Origin of the sequence: Neisseria subflava, assembly GCF_005221305.1 — a bacterium.
Classification (GTDB): domain Bacteria; phylum Pseudomonadota; class Gammaproteobacteria; order Burkholderiales; family Neisseriaceae; genus Neisseria; species Neisseria subflava.
Map to the genome: position 1 here is coordinate 1,339,134 of NZ_CP039887.1, position 16,903 is coordinate 1,356,036.

At 48.0% G+C, this 16,903-nt stretch carries 15 protein-coding genes and 1 tRNA gene; 4 read left to right on the top strand and 12 right to left on the bottom strand.

All coding sequences use genetic code 11. The features are described 5' to 3' along the window. Positions 1-91: 91 nt before the first annotated feature. From nhaC to FAH66_RS06500, 3 genes are all read right to left on the bottom strand, one after another. Complete coding sequence (gene nhaC, locus FAH66_RS06485; RefSeq protein ID WP_137041086.1) at positions 92-1,471, bottom strand: Na+/H+ antiporter NhaC; 1,380 nt, start codon at positions 1,469-1,471, stop codon at positions 92-94. A 180-nt stretch (positions 1,472-1,651) separates the two neighbouring features. Further along, positions 1,652-2,275 carry an alpha/beta fold hydrolase gene (locus tag FAH66_RS06495; RefSeq protein ID WP_137041088.1) on the bottom strand — a complete coding sequence of 208 codons (624 nt, stop codon included), beginning with the start codon at positions 2,273-2,275 and terminating at the stop codon, positions 1,652-1,654. A 92-nt stretch (positions 2,276-2,367) separates the two neighbouring features. Continuing rightward, a complete protein-coding gene (locus FAH66_RS06500; RefSeq protein WP_137041089.1) occupies positions 2,368-3,591 on the bottom strand; it encodes a sugar MFS transporter in 1,224 nt (407 codons plus the stop codon). 270 nt (positions 3,592-3,861) lie between these two features. On the opposite strand from FAH66_RS06500, the gene FAH66_RS06505 reads away from it, so the two are divergent. After that, positions 3,862-4,275: a YqaA family protein gene (locus FAH66_RS06505; protein ID WP_137041090.1), complete on the top strand. Its 414-nt coding sequence runs from the start codon at positions 3,862-3,864 to the stop codon at positions 4,273-4,275. Between the two features lie 65 nt (positions 4,276-4,340). Here FAH66_RS06505 and FAH66_RS06510 read toward each other — a convergent pair whose 3' ends face one another. From FAH66_RS06510 to FAH66_RS06530, 5 genes are all read right to left on the bottom strand, one after another. Then, positions 4,341-5,534 (bottom strand): amino acid aminotransferase, encoded by a 1,194-nt coding sequence (locus tag FAH66_RS06510; RefSeq protein ID WP_137041091.1) that lies wholly within the window; start codon positions 5,532-5,534, stop codon positions 4,341-4,343. A 99-nt stretch (positions 5,535-5,633) separates the two neighbouring features. Next, positions 5,634-6,284: an HAD family hydrolase gene (locus tag FAH66_RS06515; RefSeq protein ID WP_049352777.1), complete on the bottom strand. Its 651-nt coding sequence runs from the start codon at positions 6,282-6,284 to the stop codon at positions 5,634-5,636. An 89-nt stretch (positions 6,285-6,373) separates the two neighbouring features. Then, entirely contained in the window at positions 6,374-6,697 is a 324-nt protein-coding gene (locus FAH66_RS06520; protein WP_070588091.1) for a hypothetical protein, read from the bottom strand. An 11-nt stretch (positions 6,698-6,708) separates the two neighbouring features. Beyond that, positions 6,709-7,653, bottom strand: coding sequence for a cation diffusion facilitator family transporter (locus tag FAH66_RS06525; RefSeq protein ID WP_137041092.1), 945 nt, complete (start codon positions 7,651-7,653; stop codon positions 6,709-6,711). Between the two features lie 15 nt (positions 7,654-7,668). Beyond that, positions 7,669-8,499: a ferritin-like domain-containing protein gene (locus tag FAH66_RS06530; protein WP_137041093.1), complete on the bottom strand. Its 831-nt coding sequence runs from the start codon at positions 8,497-8,499 to the stop codon at positions 7,669-7,671. Between the two features lie 289 nt (positions 8,500-8,788). Between FAH66_RS06530 and lolA the strand changes: the two genes are divergently transcribed. Continuing rightward, positions 8,789-9,409: an outer membrane lipoprotein periplasmic chaperone LolA gene (gene lolA / locus FAH66_RS06535; protein WP_003682545.1), complete on the top strand. Its 621-nt coding sequence runs from the start codon at positions 8,789-8,791 to the stop codon at positions 9,407-9,409. Positions 9,410-9,485: 76 nt separating this feature from the next. Here lolA and glmM read toward each other — a convergent pair whose 3' ends face one another. Together glmM and FAH66_RS06545 are read right to left on the bottom strand one after the other, a co-directional pair. After that, positions 9,486-10,823, bottom strand: coding sequence for a phosphoglucosamine mutase (gene glmM / locus FAH66_RS06540; RefSeq protein ID WP_137041094.1), 1,338 nt, complete (start codon positions 10,821-10,823; stop codon positions 9,486-9,488). 199 nt (positions 10,824-11,022) lie between these two features. Next, positions 11,023-11,880, bottom strand: a complete 858-nt coding sequence (locus FAH66_RS06545) for a c-type cytochrome (RefSeq protein ID WP_137041095.1) — start codon at positions 11,878-11,880, stop codon at positions 11,023-11,025. Between the two features lie 285 nt (positions 11,881-12,165). On the opposite strand from FAH66_RS06545, the gene FAH66_RS06550 reads away from it, so the two are divergent. Then, a tRNA-Arg gene (locus tag FAH66_RS06550) sits at positions 12,166-12,241 on the top strand. 91 nt (positions 12,242-12,332) lie between these two features. Here the strand turns inward: FAH66_RS06550 and FAH66_RS06555 are convergent. Continuing rightward, on the bottom strand, positions 12,333-13,526 hold the full coding sequence (locus FAH66_RS06555) for an amino acid aminotransferase (protein ID WP_137041096.1): 1,194 nt from the start codon (positions 13,524-13,526) through the stop codon (positions 12,333-12,335). A gap of 110 nt (positions 13,527-13,636) precedes the next feature. Continuing rightward, a complete protein-coding gene (locus tag FAH66_RS06560) occupies positions 13,637-14,410 on the bottom strand; it encodes a FadR/GntR family transcriptional regulator (protein ID WP_137041097.1) in 774 nt (257 codons plus the stop codon). Between the two features lie 428 nt (positions 14,411-14,838). Here FAH66_RS06560 and FAH66_RS06565 point away from each other — a divergent pair, with 428 nt between their 5' ends. Continuing rightward, positions 14,839-16,815, top strand: a complete 1,977-nt coding sequence (locus FAH66_RS06565; RefSeq protein WP_137041098.1) for a TonB-dependent copper receptor — start codon at positions 14,839-14,841, stop codon at positions 16,813-16,815. Positions 16,816-16,903 lie beyond the last annotated feature (88 nt).

Genomic DNA, 16,903 nt, shown 5'->3' on the forward strand with positions numbered 1-16,903 from the left:
TGCTGATACGGCTACTTCAAGTAAACAAGACCGTCTGAAATTGTTTTCAGACGGTCTTGTTGCATAAAAGCATTGCTATTTTAAATGCGGTTTACTTCTTACTCAAAGTCAGTCCTGTCCAGCCGAACACCAGCGTCAGAGCCAAGCTCAAGTAGCAGAAGAAGGCATAAGGCAGGTATTCCCAAACAGGCACGCCCAAGGCATGGCTGATAAATACGCCGCAGACGCTCCAAGGCACCAATGGGTTGATGACCGTACCCGCATCTTCCAGCGTACGGGCAAGGTTGCGCGAATGCAGACCAAGCTTGTCATAAACCGGCTTAAAGGTTTCGCCGGAAAGCAGGATACTCAAATATTGCTCGCCAATCAGGAAGTTGACGCCGACCGATGTCATGGCCACGCTGAAAGTAGCGCGTCCGGCATTGGTCAGGAACGCACGAATGGCTTCCAGCAAAGACGGAATCACACCAATGCTGAACAACAGGCCGCCCAAGCTCATGCCGAGTATCACGATGGTTTGCGTAAAGAACATGCTTTCCAAGCCGCCGCGAGAAATCAAACGGGCAATGTCTTTAAATGCTTCGCCTTCGAGTTTGTATCCGCTGTAAAACCACGCGCCCAGCTGTTTCAAATCAGGCGTACTGTGGAAGTAAGTCACAATCAGCGCCACTATAACGGTAAACAACATGGCCACAATAGCATTCACGCGCATCAGGGCAAGGACAACCAGCAAGGCAAACGGAATCAGCGAATAGGCATGCACCAAACCGGTTGCTTCCAATTGCGCGCGGAAAGCTTCGACGCTATTCATGTCATGCGCGGCAACATTGGGCAAGAGCCACAACATCAACGCCGCACTGATCAACCACGCAGGCACAGTGGTGTACATCATGTTTTTGATGTGTTCGAACAAATCAATGCCGACAATCGAAGCGGAAATACCGGTCGTATCGGAAAGTGGCGACATTTTATCGCCAAAGAACGCACCCGACACAATCGCACCTGCCGTCATCGCCATATCGGCATGAAACGCAGCCGCCATACCCATAAATGCCACGCCGACAGTCGCACAAGTCGTCAAACTACTGCCGATTGAAATACCGATGATCGAGCAGAGCGCAAACGCCGAGAAATAAAAATAAGTCGGCGAAATCAATCCGAAACCGTAATACATCAACGTCGGAATCGCACCGCTCATCATCAGCGCGCTGACCATCAGGCCGATAAAGAAAAACAGATAAATCGCGCCCATACCCTGCCCGACCGCGCCTATCATACCGTTTTGCATGTCTTGATATTTCAAGCCGCGCATCAAACCGTACAACAGCAAGACCACAATCGCCGTCACAATCGACATATGCGGCAGCCATTCAAGCGAAATAATCGTATAACCCATTGCCGCCACCAAAGCCAAGGCCACAGCGATGGCCTCAAAGCGTGGCATATTAAGTAAGGATTTGAAAGCAAACATTGTTCTTTGCCTTTCTAATAAGTATTTAACAGATTTTAGCATAACAGGCCGTCTGAAACCCGATTTTCAGACGGCCTGCCTGTTATTTTATAAAAACAGCCCCAGCAAAACTGCGACACTTTCTTTAAAATATATTAAATTATTAACATTTAATACTGTTAAATTTAAATAAATGAAATTTTATTGCTTTTTAAAACATCCATCATGCAAAAATGCCACCACTTGCCCGACCGTTTTACGGTTAAACAACATACCGCTATGGCTGACAGGCAAAACAACATGATCGCGCATATTCGGACAATGCGTTTCTCTGACCAAAACCGTGCCATCATGTTCACCATGCAAACCTAAAACACGGCCCAGTCCATACGGTTTATTGCCGGCAATACTGCCCAACTCAACACCCTCGGGCAATTCAGGCATGCTACCATCCAATGCGCCTTTGTAAGAGCCGCCCAATACCGGCTTTTGCAAACCCATATTGAACACACGCTGCGCGGCACGGCTGCCTTGATGCGGCGTACCCATAGTAACGATACGGCCGCTGACTTTATCCGGATATGCCGCCGAAAAATTGCGTAAGACCAACCCGCCCAAACTATGGCCGACAAAGTGCAGCGTTTCATCAGCATGGTTCTCATCAATCCATCGCGCCAAACCTTCAACATGTCGGTTCATCGAATGTAAAACACTGTAATAATCGAACAGCGCCACTTCAAAACCTTCTTGTTCCAGCAAATACGCCAGCGGTTTCATTACCCATGAATGCATGTGCAAGCCATGCAGCAAAATGATTTTGGCCATTTTTTCCTCCTGTCATTTAAATCATTATGCCACAAAGTAAAAAGGCCGTCTGAAATCCCATAGGGTTTCAGACGGCCTTTTATCATGATGAATTATCCGTCAGCTTTGTAGCCTTTTATAGCAAAGAAGACAATATAGACATAACAAATCGCTGATACAACGAAAGAAATCATCAGGCCGTAAGTATCTGCTGCCCAACCTTGTACCACAGGTACAATCGCACCGCCGACAATCGCAGTACACAATACGCCGGAAGCGCTGCTGGTGAATCGGCCCAGACCTTTGGTTGCCAAAGAGAAAATCGTTGGGAACATGATCGAGTTGAAGAAGCCGATAGCCAACAATGCCCACATCGCAATATCCGCACTGGCTTTACCTGCCAACATAGCAACGCCCAACAAGGCAACAGCAGCGGTAGCGTTAAATGCCAAATAGCGGTTAGGCGCAATTTTCGCCATGATGGCAGAGCCTAAGAAACGGCCGACCATCGCGCCGCCCCAGTAGAACGACAAATATTTCGCGGCAGATGCGTGGTCCAAACCTTTCAGATAGCCCAACACGCTGACCAATAAAGAACCGATGGATACTTCCGCACCGACATAACAGAAAATACCGGCCGCACCAAAAACCAAATGACGGTATTGCCATACGCTGTGTTTACCATCATGGTTGTGTTCACTCTCTTCTTCAGCAATTTTGTTTGCGTCAGGCAGACGAATCATTTTGACAAACACAGCCAAAATAATCAGCAAACCGGCAAAACCCAAATATGGAATTTGAACAGAAGAAATTTGCTCGGCTTTGCTGACAGTCTGTGTCGCATCAGCCAAAATCAGGAATGCGCCGATTTGCGGAGCAATGGTCGTACCCAAGGAGTTGAATGCCTGAACCAAAGTCAGTGTTGCAGATTCTTTACCTGGTTTGGACAGCAAAGTCACATAAGGGTTACCCGCTACTTGCAACAGCGTTACACCTGAAGCCAAAATGAACAGCGCACCCAAGAAAGTAGGATAAGAATGGCTGCCGGCGGCAGGATAGAACAACAGACAACCGATAGCAGTCAATAAGAAACCGCCGATCACGCCGTTTTTATAGCCGATTTTGCCGACCAAATAACCCATAGGAATCGACATAATTGCGTAAGCGGTAAAGAAGCAGAACTGAATTAGCATCGCCTGAACATAAGTCAGCTCGAAAATATCTTTCAGATGCGGAATCAAAATATCGTTCATGCAGGTAATGAAACCCATCATGAAGAAGAGTGTGGTCAAGACGACCAGCGCAGGAGTATGATTTTGTTGTGAATGCGCAGACATGATTTGCCTTTCGTTTTGTTAAGACTTGCTAAAAATGAGCGAAAGCAGTTCATTAAACTTAACACTCATTAACAGCCGATAGTATCATACTGATATTTCATCACTTTGAAAACTATTTTCCGACATCTGACTACATCACCTTTAGCCGTTTAATTTTAAAAAAACTAATAATATTGGTTTTATATTTTTATGTTTTGAAAAATATAGGCATAATCTCCTTTTAAACCTTGCTATTTCTTTTTTACAATATCACTTGATGCAACTCAAAACATGCCCCCTCTTTACGCTTACCTTGCCCTGATTGCTTCTGCCTTCACTTCGGCCACACTACTTCCGGGTACATCCGAGGCGGCATACGCCGCATTTGTGTACCAATATCCGCAACATGCCCTCGGCGCATGTTTGTGTGCCGGTTTGGCAAATGGCTTGGGCAGTATGGTTTCGTATTACATGGGCAGAATGTTTCCGGCCAAGAGAAGGCCGTCTAAAAAAGTATTGGCGCGTATAAAACGATGGGGGATTTGGCCGCTATTATTTGCATGGCTGCCGATTATCGGCGATGCCCTCCCCCTTGCCGCAGGCTGGCTCAGGCTCAATGCTTTGCATTGCGCCATTATTCTGATTACAGGCAAACTGCTGCGCTATGCCATGATTTATTGGGGAATGAACGCAGTGGCCGGATAAACCACCACAGTCAAAAATAAAGGCCGTCTGAATGATTCAGACGGCCTTTGCCTTTAATTCGACAATTACAAGACTTTCACAATGCTTTCGCACAGGTAGTCGATATTGTCATCGGTAATGCCTGCAACATTAATGCGGCCGGAACGGACGGCATAAATGGCAAACTCGTTTTTCAAACGGTCGACTTGTTCAGGAGTCAGACCGCTGAAAGAGAACATACCGTTTTGTTCGATAATGAAATCAAAGTCTTGGGTTGCACCTTTGACCTTGAGCAGCTCGACAAATTTTTGGCGCATGGCTTTGATGCGGCCGCGCATTTCATCGAGTTCGGCAATCCATTGTGCTTTCAAATCATCATTTTTCAACACCAGCGCAATGGTGTTCGCACCGTGTGAAGCAGGGTTGGAATACAAGGTACGGATGATGGTTTTGACTTGGCTGTGAGCGCGGGCTGCTGTTTCTTCATCTTCGGCCACCAAAGTGAACGCGCCGACGCGCTCGTTGTACATACCGAAGTTTTTAGAATAAGAGCTGGCAATCAACAATTCTGTATTGTGTTTCAAGAACACGCGCAAGCCGTAGGCATCTTCTTCCAAACCATTGCCGAAACCTTGGTAGGCAAAGTCAAACAATGGCAACCAGCCTTTTTCGGCAGAAAGTTTTGCCAAAGTTTCCCATTGTTCGGGCGTAGGGTCGATGCCGGTAGGGTTGTGGCAGCAGCCGTGCAGCAGGACGATGTCGCCTTTTTGCGCTTGGCTCAAGTCTTCAATCATACCGTCCCAATCCAAACCGTGTTTGGCGGCATCATAGTAGCGATAAGGTTTATCTTGGATGCCGACCGCTTTGGCGATGGCGTTGTGGTTTGGCCAAGTCGGATTGGAAATCCAGATGGTTTGCGCGTTCAACTGACGTTTGGTAAACTCGGCGGCAATACGCAATGCGCCTGTACCGCCAAGGCTTTGCGCTGTTTTAGCGCGACGGCTGGCAATGATTTCGTGGTCTTTGCCAAACAGCAGAATTTGGGTTTGCTCGTTGTAGTCGGCAACGCCGTCGATGGTCAGGTAGTTTTTAGTTGTTTCGCTTTCCAACAGGCGTTTTTCAGCCTCTTTGACGGCTTTGACAATAGGCGTCGCGCCGGATGCATCTTTGTACACGCCGATACCGAGATTGACTTTCTCCGGACGGGCTTCAGCTTTAAACGCCTCGCCCAAACCTAAAATCGGATCAGCAGGAGCAGCTTCGATATGCTTGAAGAACATGATTTTTCTCTTTACAAGTAGTAAAACGGTTGAAAAAATACAAACTTAGTACGATTTTACGCCGTTTCAGGCCGTCTGAAAACGGATTATTACAGGGTTTTAACGCAAGATTGCCAACAAATCCAAAGGCGTGGCAATACGGAAATCGGCAAGCCAGTTTTCGGTTTGGTCTTCGGCAGAAATATAGCCCCAATCGGCCAGCACGGTCGTCATGCCTGCATTTTTGCCTGCCTGCATATCGCGCTCGGCATCGCCGACATAAAAACATCGCTGCGCCTCAACGCCAATCTGTTCGCACGCATAAAACATAGGCTTCACGCTGGGCTTGGGTTCATCGCAAGTATCGCCGCTGACAATCACGGCGGGAGGTACGGTAAACCCGAGCTTAGGCACGAGGACATCGGTAAAACGCATAGGCTTGTTGGTGATAATGCCCCATTGGATACCGCGTTGAACTAAGGCTTCCAACATTTCGTTTACGCCGTCGAACAAGATGGTTTGGTCGGCATAGCAGCGGCTGTATTCGTCCAAAAACTCTTTGCGCCATTGCATATAGTCCGGATGGTCGGGCGTAATACCTGCACCAAGTTTAAGCAAACCGCTCGCACCATGGCTAGCCTGTGGACGGATTTCATCCATGCTTTTTTCTGGCAAACCGTGTCGGCGCAATACCGTGTTGAGCGCGCCACCCAAATCAAGTGCAGTATCGGCAAGCGTGCCGTCAAGGTCGAATAATACGGCTTGGGTCATAAGTGTTCCTTTGATGATTTTAGAAGGCCGTCTGAACAATCCAACAAGTTTCAGACGGCCTGAATATGGTTAATGGTGATGATGAATTTTTAAACATCCAAACCGCATTGCTTTAATTTTTTACGTGCAATGCTTTTCTGTTCTTCTGTAAACAACGGTGACCATCGTTCTTGGAGAATTAAATACTCCATGCTGATTTTTAATCCTTTTTCTTGGCCGTATAAGTATAGATCATGCAATCCTTGGCTAATATCTGGCGAAGCCAGTAATTTATCGGCTGCAGCCTTACCACCCATCTCATCTACCATTTGCTTAAACCGCGTAGCCCTATAAGGTGTCGGTAATTTCTTTGCCAAATCATAAATTTCTAACATGGCATGATGAAAATCTGCCTCTAATTGTTTCTTATCCATTTTTTTCCTCATTATTCATTATGATGTTCGTGCATTTCTTGCGAACACAAAACTTCATCTTTATGCGGATGCTGTTCACTTTCAATCTGAATCGTACAATGCCCGATGTTGTGATGCGCCAATTCATGTTCGATGCGATAGACGATTTGTTCGGACTCTGCAACCGTCATACTGCCATCGACAACAATATGGCAGGACAAAACGTGGATATTGCTGGTAATCGTCCAAACATGCAAGTCGTGAACAGATTTTACGCCCTCCGTATTGCGGATAACGCTGAGCAACTCATCGGTATGGATGTTTTCCGGCGCACCTTCCATCAAAATGTGCAAAGTCTGTTTAAACAGCTTCCAGCCACTGCGCCCTACCAAAGCCGCCACCAATACGCTGGCAACCGTATCCGCCCATTGCCAGCCATACGCCATCATCAGTACCGCTGCGACAATCGCCCCTATCGAGCCGAATAAATCGCTGATTACATGCAGATACGCGCCGCGCATATTGACGTTTTCTTCAGTATCACCATTCTTCAACATATAAACGGCCACGCCGATATTGACCAACAATCCAATGATACTGACCACCAACATGCCGCCCGTCAAAATTTCCGGCGGATAAAACAATCGTTTGACTGCTTCATAAAAAATCATCGCCGCAATCAACACCAGCGACAATCCGTTAAACATCGCTGTCAAAATTTCAAAACGCTTATAGCCAAATGTTTTTTGCAGCGTGGTCTGTTTCTCGCCAAGTTTGAATGCCCACAATGCCACGCCCAGCGAAAACGCATCGCTGAACATATGCCCCGCATCGGAAAGCAGGGCCAAAGAGTTGGTCAGCCAGCCGCCGACCGCCTCAACCAGCATAAATCCTGCAATGACGAAAAAGGAAATACGCAATACCTGCTTATTGGCGGTATGCGTATGCGCGTGCGAATGATCGTGATGATGTGCCATGATGATTTTACCGTTTCAGACGGCCTTTTTATCCTGTTTCAAACTTTTCTCAAAATCTTCCAACATATCCAGCTCGAAACGGCTGAATCCTGCGCGTTCCCGTGCTTCGATATTGACGTAGCCGCGGAAGATAAACATATCGTAATGCGCAATCAGGCTGCGGAACAAGGCAACCGGTTCCAAACCGCGTTCACGGCAAAGATGCTGATACCAATGATTGCCGATGGCGACATGCCCCACTTCATCGCGATAAATAATATCCAGTACATCGCAGGTTTCCATATCGCCACGTTGCGCCACTTTTGCACGAATACCAGGCGTGACATCCAAACCGCGCGCCTCTAACACCCGCGGCACCAAAGCCATGCGCAACAAGGGATCGTAAGCAGTTTTATACGCCATATCCCATAAATGCCCGTGCGCTTCAAAATCGCCGTAATCGTAGCCCAAGCTGTTCAGACGGCCACGCATCAAGCCGAAGTGAAACACTTCTTCTTTCGCCACCCTTACCCAATCGCGTACAAACTGAAACGGCATATTGCGAAAACGATACGCCGCATCTAAAGCCAGATTAATCGCATTAAATTCAATGTGCGCAATCGCGTGCAGCATGGCTGCATAGCCTTCGATCGTATTCATCTTGCGCGGCGTTACTTCTGATGGCGCAACCAAACGCGGGCGGGACGGATGTCCGGCAAAACGGCAATCCACAGGTTTTGACTCCTCAATAGTCAAACCTTCCGCCTCGCCCAACTGCGCAAACAAGGCCTGCGTCAATCTTCCCTTTTCATCCGGATTGTCCGACAGCAAAGCCTGTTCCAATAAAGGATAAGGATTCAGATACATACAAAACCATTGTTTTAAAAAGACAAATATTATAACCGTTTTAAAAAGCAAACAGAAAGACTATAATTTCACGCTTTCCGTAAAATGACATTAAATACCACACCAAACCATTGTGTGCTTCATTAAAAAAACGTCAAAACCAAATGCAGGCCGTCTGAAGAAATGAAATTATTTCAGTCACTTGATTGGATTTTTCATATTTACACAAATTAAACCCCCCATTCAGCCCCTTGCCTGTTACACCATAACGTCTATACTGAACCCATCTCTCCGAACAAGGAACCAAAACATGAAAACTACCCGACTGTTCACCCTGACCGCTGCCGCGCTGCTTTCTTCAGCCATCGGCTTTGCACAAGCCGGCGCAGTGGACGCCCTGAAAAAATTCAATAATGACGCCGACGGTATCAGCGGCAACTTCAGCCAAACCGTTCACAGCAAAAAGAAAACCCAAACCACACACGGTACATTCAAAATCCTGCGCCCGGGCTTGTTCAAATGGGAATACACCAAACCCTACAAACAAACCATTGTTGGCGACGGCAAAACCATTTGGCTCTATGACGTAGATTTGGCGCAAGTAACCAAGTCCTCACAAGACCAAACCATCGGCGACAGCCCTGCCGCCATCCTCTCCAACAAAACCGCATTGGACAGCAGCTACACGCTGAAAGAAGACGGTTCTGCCAACGGTATCGACTACGTTTTGGCTACGCCTAAGAAAAACAACGCCGGCTATCAATACATCCGCATCGGCTTCAAAGGCGACAACCTCGCCGCCATGCAGTTGAAAGACAGCTTCGGCAACCAAACCAGCATCAGCTTCAGCGGTTTGAACACCAAGCCTAACCTTTCCAGCGGTATGTTCAAATTCACGCCTCCTAAAGGCGTTGATGTTTTGAGCAACTAAGCTTCTAATGAAATACAAAGGCCGTCTGAACAACAGACGGCCTTTTATTTAGTTCAATTCAACATCAAACACACTGTTACTTTTGACCTTGAATGGCAGCGGCAATTTTTTCTGCGCCTTTTTTCGCCCAGTCTGCCTGCTTGGCTTCCACCATCACACGCACGACAGGCTCGGTACCGGATGCACGCAAGACCACACGGCCTTTGCCTTCGAGTTCTTTTTCCACTTCAGCCAAAGCCTCTTTGGAAGCGTCCTGCCAGTTTTGGCCTTTTTTGATGCGGACGTTAATCATGGTTTGCGGATACGGCTGCCAATCGGCGCAGACGGTGGCAAGGTCTTGATTCAAGGTTTGCAATGCCGCCAAAACTTGCAGCGCGGAAATGATGCCGTCGCCGGTATTGTGTTTGTCCATGCACAAAATATGGCCGCTGGCTTCACCGCCAATCAGCCAACCGCGTTGGTGGAGCTGTTCCAACACATAGCGGTCGCCCACTTTGGCGCGGCAGAAATCAACGCCCTGCTCTTTCAAAGCAATTTCCATCGCCATATTGGTCATCACTGTACCCACCACGCCGCCGATTTCCACGCCTTCGTGCGCGCGCGCTTTGGCAATCACATAAATCAGGCTGTCGCCGTCATACACTTTGCCATTGCGATCAACCATCATCAAACGGTCGCCATCGCCATCCAAGGCAATGCCGTAATCGGCTTCATTTTGCAACACAGCCGCTTGCAAAGCTTTCGGATGGGTCGCACCACATTTCTCATTAATGTTATAGCCGTTTGGCTCATCACCGATGCTGACCACTTGCGCGCCTAATTCGTGGAATACTTTAGGCGCAACTGCATAGCCTGCACCATTGGCGGTATCGACCACCAATTTCAGACCGCGCAAGTCCAAATGACTTGGGAAAGTGGATTTACAAAACTCGATATAGCGGTCATCCGCACCATTAATCCGGCGTGCACGGCCCAAACGGCCGGACGGCTGGGTTTTCATTTCTTCATCGATTTTGGCTTCAATTTCCAACTCGATTTCATCGCTCAACTTCACACCGCCTTCGGCAAAGAATTTAATGCCGTTGTCGGAATAAACGTTATGGGAAGCAGAAATCATCACACCGGCAGACAAACGTAAAGCACGGGTCAGATACGCTACGCCCGGGGTTGGCAAAGGGCCGGTTTGAATAACATTGACACCGGCGGCAGTAAAGCCGGCAATCAGAGCGGCTTCCAGCATATAGCCTGAAATACGCGTGTCTTTACCGATTAAAACGGTCGGTTTAATTTCACCTTCGTGCTGTACCAAAACCTGACCTGCCGCATAACCCAATTTCAAGACAAAATCAGGATTGATAGGGAATTGACCGACTTCGCCGCGTACACCGTCAGTACCGAAATATTTTTTTGCCATGAGATAACTCCGTGATTGTTTTGTCGTATGTGAATATGGTTGAACTTCTTTAAAAGAATATTGTGTTTGAAGGCCGTCTGAATCTTTCAGACAAACCATAATCTACTACTTACGTATTATAGCAAGATCAGGCCTTCCTGCACGAAAAAAGCGCATCCTATGCAGAATGCGCTTTCTATTCGAGATTTAAAGTCAAATTTTAGAATTTAGCACCAGATTGATTAGCCATGTAATCAACTGCAGCTTTCACTTCATCGTCGCTCAGGCTGCCGTTACCGCCTTTGGCAGGCATGGCGTTAAAGCCTTCGATTGCATGTTTGTGCAGGGTATCTTTACCTTGTTTGATACGAGGAGCCCAGTCTTCTTTTTTACCTACATGAGGAACACCGGGAACCGCACCGCCGTGACATGCTTGGCAGCTGGCTTCGTAAACTTTTTTACCGTCTACACCACTGGCAGCTGCGCCTTTGTCTTCAGCTTTGGCAGCATCTGCTTTAGGAGCATCGGCAGGAGCCGCAGCATCAGCCGCTGGAGCTGAAGCAGCTTCACCGGAAGCAGCGGCATCGGCAGGGGCCGCAGCATCAGGATCAGGGAAAGTACCGCCGGCTTTGTTGGCCATATAAGTAATCACGCGTTTCAATTCTTGGTCGGTCAAATCAGCCGCACCACCTTTGGCAGGCATTGCGTTGAAACCGTTCAAAGCGTGTTGGAACAAGGTATCAAAACCTTGGGCGATACGAGGAGCCCAATCGCCTTTGTTTTCAAATTTAGGCGCGTTAGGAACAATGCTGTCCGCCGCGTGACATTGGATACAGATTTTGTTGAAAATCTGGTCGCCTTGACGTTCGCCGACAGGGATGCCGTCGCCCAGTTTGAGTTGGCCGACTGGCTGGATACGGGTTTGAGTCGCAGCTTCGGTTGTTTCGTTAACATCGCCGAATGAACCGCTTCCTGCCAATTTGATCAGGAAGAAAATCACTGCAATAACAATAACGATACCGCTCACAAGGGTGAACAATGCAGAGCCTTGGGCTTTGTGGTCGCGGAGTTGTTTCATTTGGTAGGCCTCGCCGTTAGGTTAGGTTGTGCTGTAAGTTATAGTTTATGTGTTAAACGCAATTAACAATATTTTGCTGGATTATACTGAATTCGCAAAGGCTTTCCAATCCATCTTGAGAAAAAGATACGCAAAAATCCTCAAAAAGGCCGTCTGAAATCTATAAGCCTTTGTAGTTAATTGATTATTCCAGCCATACAAAAAAGTGACCGCCAATGCCACTTTCAGACACTTTCAAGATAAACTTTGCCAATAAAGCCAATATGCGTTAACCTTACGGCTTCCGCACCCATAGCTCAGTTGGAAGAGTGTCAGTTTCCGAAGCTGGAGGTCACAGGTTCGATCCCTGTTGGGTGCGCCAATTATAAAGAGGCCGTCTGAAAGATGAAAATTTTTCAGACGGCCTTTTGATTTACTTCAAATAAAACTACATTCAATTTCAGATTGAACGGCTATTGCAACACTTTGGCGAATGCCTCGGCCACATAATCGATATTCGATGCATTCAAACCGGCCACACACATCCTGCCCGAATCCAGCAGATAAACGGCAAACTCGTCACGCAGGCGGTGTACCTGCTCTACGGTCAGGCCTGTATAGCTGAACATACCGCGCTGTTTGATGAAATAGCTGAAATCGCGATTGGGGATTTTTGCCGTCAAAACATCATAAAGTTTCTGACGCATGGCACGGATGCGGTCGCGCATGGCGTAAACCTCATTTTCCCACAAAGCGCGCAAATCATCACTGTTCATCACATCAGACGCAATATATGCACCATGCGCGGCAGGGCTGGAATAAATGCGGCGGACAGTAAATTTCAACTGTCCGAACACCAGCTCTGCTTCTTCCTTATTGGGGCATACTACGCTCAAACCGCCGACGCGCTCGCCGTACAGCGACAGATTTTTCGAGAAAGAGTTGCTGACAAACAAAGGCAGACCCATTTCGACGGCTTTACGGATTGCATACGCATCGCTGTCCAAATCCTCGCCGAAACCTTGATAGGCAATATCCATAAACGGAATCAGCTTGTGCGTTTTGATGATGTCCAACACCTCATCCCATTGCGCTTGCGACATATCTACGCCGGTCGGGTTTTGACAGCATGGATGCAAAATCAAGACGCTGTTTTCCGGCAATGTTTTGAAAAACGCTGTCATTTCTTCAAATTTTACGCCGACGGTTTCAGGGTTGTAATAAGGATACGTCCCCACTTCAAAACCGGCGCCTTCAAAAATGCCTTTATGGTTATCCCAAGTCGGATCGCTGACATAGGCTTTTACATCGGGGAACCAACGGTGCAAAAAGTCGGCACCGACTTTCAACGCCCCCGAGCCGCCTAAAGTCTGTACGGTCGCAACACGCCCTTCTGCCAATGCCGGATTATCCTTGCCAAACAACAAACGCTGAACCGCGCTTCGATAAGTGTCCAAACCTTCCATCGGCAGATAAGGAGAGGGGCGCGGTACGGCCGCACGCTCTGCTGCTGCCCGGCGGACAGATTCCAAAACCGGCATTTTGCCTTCGTCATCAAAATAAATGCCTATGCTCAAATTGACTTTTTCAGGACGCTCGTCGCGTTTGAAGGTTTCAACCAAACTCAAAATCGGGTCGCCCGGATAATACTCGACATGACGGTACATAGTGCTTCCTTTGTTTTCAGACAGAATGATGAAGATTGTGGCACTAAAAGGTCTTATTTGCAAAATCAAGGCCGTCTGAAAAATTCAGACGGCCTGATTATTTTTAAACGCTACCAATCTACCCGTTTCAAATCATTTTGCGCCAATACATCCGCATGCTCGCTGCGGCTTTGATATTCCCTGTCCTGCAAAATGCGGCGGGCGACATAATTCAAGTGCAGCTTGGCCGCTTTTGCAGCCTCCGTCGGCTTAGCCTGGGCAACGGCTTCAAAAATAGCGCGGTGCTGGGCAATCAATGTCGGGCGCGGGTCTTCGGTTTGATGGATATAGATAATGCCGCTGCGTGTTTGCTGATAAAGCATTTTGAGCAGGCTGCTGGAAAGATGACTGAATAGGATATTGTGTGCGGCATCGGCAATGGTTTGATGGAAGCTGACGTCTGCCTCGGCTTGATGCTCCAAGTTTCCGCTTTCGCAGGCCGTCTCGAACTTCTGCCGCCAGAAGTCAATGCGTTTCAAATCGGCGTCAGTCCGTCTTTCGGCAGCCAGCGCCGCCATACAGCCTTCAACGTGACAGCTGAAATCGAATACGTCTGTTTCCCAATTGGTATGTTTGCCGAGCAACTCCTGCCAGCTTTGTAAAAAATCCTGCTGCGGCTTGACGGAAACATAATAGCCATCGCCCTGCCGCGCTTCCAAAACCTGCTTGGCAATCAAGATATTCAATGCCACCCTGACCGACGGACGCGATACGCCGAATTCTTCCGCAAGCGTACGTTCGGGAGGCAATTTACTGCCTTCTTCATAAATGCCGGTAGCGATACGTTCTTCCAAAACGGCTAAAACCTGATCGCTGATTTTTTGCGGACGAACCAATTTCGTCATGTTGTATTCCTGATGATTGAAGGACAGTTTTATTCAGACGGCCATAAATTGGATTGACCAATTGGCCGCCCATTCTAATCAATCCCCTATTTTTTCGTCAAGAAATGTTATCAAATCGCAACATCAATAGAAAATCATAAGCAAATGACGCTTTCTATACCAAATATCTTCTTGCTTTTAGTTAAATAATTAAATTAATGAAATTCCCAATAATCAAGTTTAAAACTATATTAGCATTTTTCATTAACTGCTTAAGAAGAATCAAATTTTACCATCACTGGTATAACCAAATCACGAACCAGCAAAACATGCAAATAAAATGATAAATATTGATATAAGTTAAAAACAGTATGTTTTAATTTTACTAAACTTTGTATATACTGCTTAAGTATTACTCGACATGACACTTAATAATAGAGAGAAACCACATGAAATACCCACCATTACTTATCTTGCCTATCGTCTTAGCCGTATCTCAAGCATGGGCAGATACTGACCCTGTACCTGAAGAAACAGTTACCCTTTCCCCTGTCACCGTTACCGGCACACAACAAGAAAAAGCCAACCGCGTTACTTTCAACCCCAAAGCTGCTTTGCAACCCCTCCCTGCCGGTGACGGGGCAGACCTTTTACAATCCGTGCCTAATATGAGCATCATCCGCAAAGGCGGCAGCTCGGGCGATCCGCTGTTCCGTGGCTTGGGTGGCTCGCGCCTCTCCGTCAATGCCGACGACCAGTTTATTTATGGCGGTTGCGGTATGCGCATGGATCCGCCAACTGCCTATATCCACCCAAATTCATTTGATCAAGTCGTGGTCACCAAAGGCCCGCAAACCGTTACCCAAGGTATGGGCTTGGTTAGCGGCTCGGTGCAATTTATCCGTAAAGATCCTGATTTCACTGAAAAACCTTATAACATTAACGCCACCCTGACAGCAGGCAGCAATGACCGCCTTGACGGCTCGCTGGAAGCTGAGTTCGGCGGCAAATACGGCTATGTCCGTACCAATATCTCCCATAACGAAGCCGACGATTACAAAGACGGCGACGGCAATCGCATTCATTCCAACTTCAAACGCGACAGCCAAATGTTGCAACTGGGTGTTACCCCGACAGAAAACACCACCATTGCCGGTACATACGAGCGCAGCAGGGCCAAGGTTGCCTACGCCGACCGCATGATGGACGGCAGCAAATTCGACCGTGATGCGTGGAACATCCGTTTTACCCAACGCAACCTTACCCCATGGTTCAGCGAGTTGGAACTGCGCTACGGTAAAAGCGAAATCGACCACGTGATGGACACATACAGCCTGCGTACCATCTACGACCGTGCCGGCAAGCAGATTAAAAATGCCAACAACCCTAAACGCAATACCGATACAGGCCGTCTGAAAGCCACTTTCGACTGGGACAAGCTCAACCTGCAAACCGGTTTGGACTATCTGGACGACGTCCACGTCGCACGCATGGAGCGTGGCGGCGACGGCTACAGCCACAAGCCTTACATGCCCAACCAAAGTTTCAAACAATGGGGCATTTTCACCGAAGCCTCTTGGCAGCAAACCGACAATCAACGCTGGGTAGCAGGTTTGCGCCATGACCAAGTCAAAGCACATTACGATACCGCGCGCGTGACCGACCCCGTTTTGAAACATCAAAAATTCAATTTGAACTCAGGCTTCCTGCGCTGGGAAAGAAATACGGACAACGGCCTGAAATACTATGCCGGCTTCGGTATTGCCGAACGCGCACCTGACTACTGGGAACGCCTGCAGTCTGAAAACAAAGCCATCCGCGCAGAGCAAAACCGCCAAATCGATGCAGGTGTAATCTGGAAACGTCCTAACCTCCACGCTTCCGTATCCGTATTCGGCAGCGACATCAAAGACTTCATCATGATGGAGCGCCAAGGCATGAATTTCGGCGTGCGCAACATCAACGCTTCACGCTTTGGCGGCGAAGCCGAAGTCAAATGGACATTTGCGCCTAACTGGGAAGTCGGCACCAGCCTCGCCTACACCCACGGCAAAAACCGTACCGACGGCAAACCTTTGGCACAAACGCCGCCGCTCGAGTGGAACAATACCCTCGCCTTTGACAACGGCAAATTCAGCGCGGGCGCATTATGGCGCGTCGTGGCCAAACAAAACCGTTACAGTAAAGGCCAAGGCAATATCGTCGGCCAAGACATCGGCGCTTCTTCGGGCTTTGGCGTACTCTCGCTCAACGCCGGTTGGAAATTCAGCAAATACGCCACATTGCAAGGCGGCGTGGACAACGTGTTCAACAAAACCTATGCTGAATTCGTCAGCCGTGGTGGCGACCCGTCTGCCGGTACTCAAACCATGCGCGTGAACGAACCCGGCCGTACTGCATGGCTGAGACTGCAAGCTAAGTTCTAATCAGCCTCGCGTGTATATAAAAAGGCCGTCTGAAAACTGATTTATATCGGCTTTCAGACGGCCTTGATATTTTTTAATGATATTTTTA

Coding starts and splice junctions, on each gene's coding strand:
- nhaC (WP_137041086.1), bottom strand. CDS start 1,471: ATGTTTGCTTTCAAATCCTTACTTAATATGCCACGCTTTGAGGCCATC.
- FAH66_RS06495 (WP_137041088.1), bottom strand. CDS start 2,275: ATGGCCAAAATCATTTTGCTGCATGGCTTGCACATGCATTCATGGGTA.
- FAH66_RS06500 (WP_137041089.1), bottom strand. CDS start 3,591: ATGTCTGCGCATTCACAACAAAATCATACTCCTGCGCTGGTCGTCTTG.
- FAH66_RS06505 (WP_137041090.1), top strand. CDS start 3,862: ATGCCCCCTCTTTACGCTTACCTTGCCCTGATTGCTTCTGCCTTCACT.
- FAH66_RS06510 (WP_137041091.1), bottom strand. CDS start 5,534: ATGTTCTTCAAGCATATCGAAGCTGCTCCTGCTGATCCGATTTTAGGT.
- FAH66_RS06515 (WP_049352777.1), bottom strand. CDS start 6,284: ATGACCCAAGCCGTATTATTCGACCTTGACGGCACGCTTGCCGATACT.
- FAH66_RS06520 (WP_070588091.1), bottom strand. CDS start 6,697: ATGGATAAGAAACAATTAGAGGCAGATTTTCATCATGCCATGTTAGAA.
- FAH66_RS06525 (WP_137041092.1), bottom strand. CDS start 7,653: ATGGCACATCATCACGATCATTCGCACGCGCATACGCATACCGCCAAT.
- FAH66_RS06530 (WP_137041093.1), bottom strand. CDS start 8,499: ATGTATCTGAATCCTTATCCTTTATTGGAACAGGCTTTGCTGTCGGAC.
- lolA (WP_003682545.1), top strand. CDS start 8,789: ATGAAAACTACCCGACTGTTCACCCTGACCGCTGCCGCGCTGCTTTCT.
- glmM (WP_137041094.1), bottom strand. CDS start 10,823: ATGGCAAAAAAATATTTCGGTACTGACGGTGTACGCGGCGAAGTCGGT.
- FAH66_RS06545 (WP_137041095.1), bottom strand. CDS start 11,880: ATGAAACAACTCCGCGACCACAAAGCCCAAGGCTCTGCATTGTTCACC.
- FAH66_RS06555 (WP_137041096.1), bottom strand. CDS start 13,526: ATGTACCGTCATGTCGAGTATTATCCGGGCGACCCGATTTTGAGTTTG.
- FAH66_RS06560 (WP_137041097.1), bottom strand. CDS start 14,410: ATGACGAAATTGGTTCGTCCGCAAAAAATCAGCGATCAGGTTTTAGCC.
- FAH66_RS06565 (WP_137041098.1), top strand. CDS start 14,839: ATGAAATACCCACCATTACTTATCTTGCCTATCGTCTTAGCCGTATCT.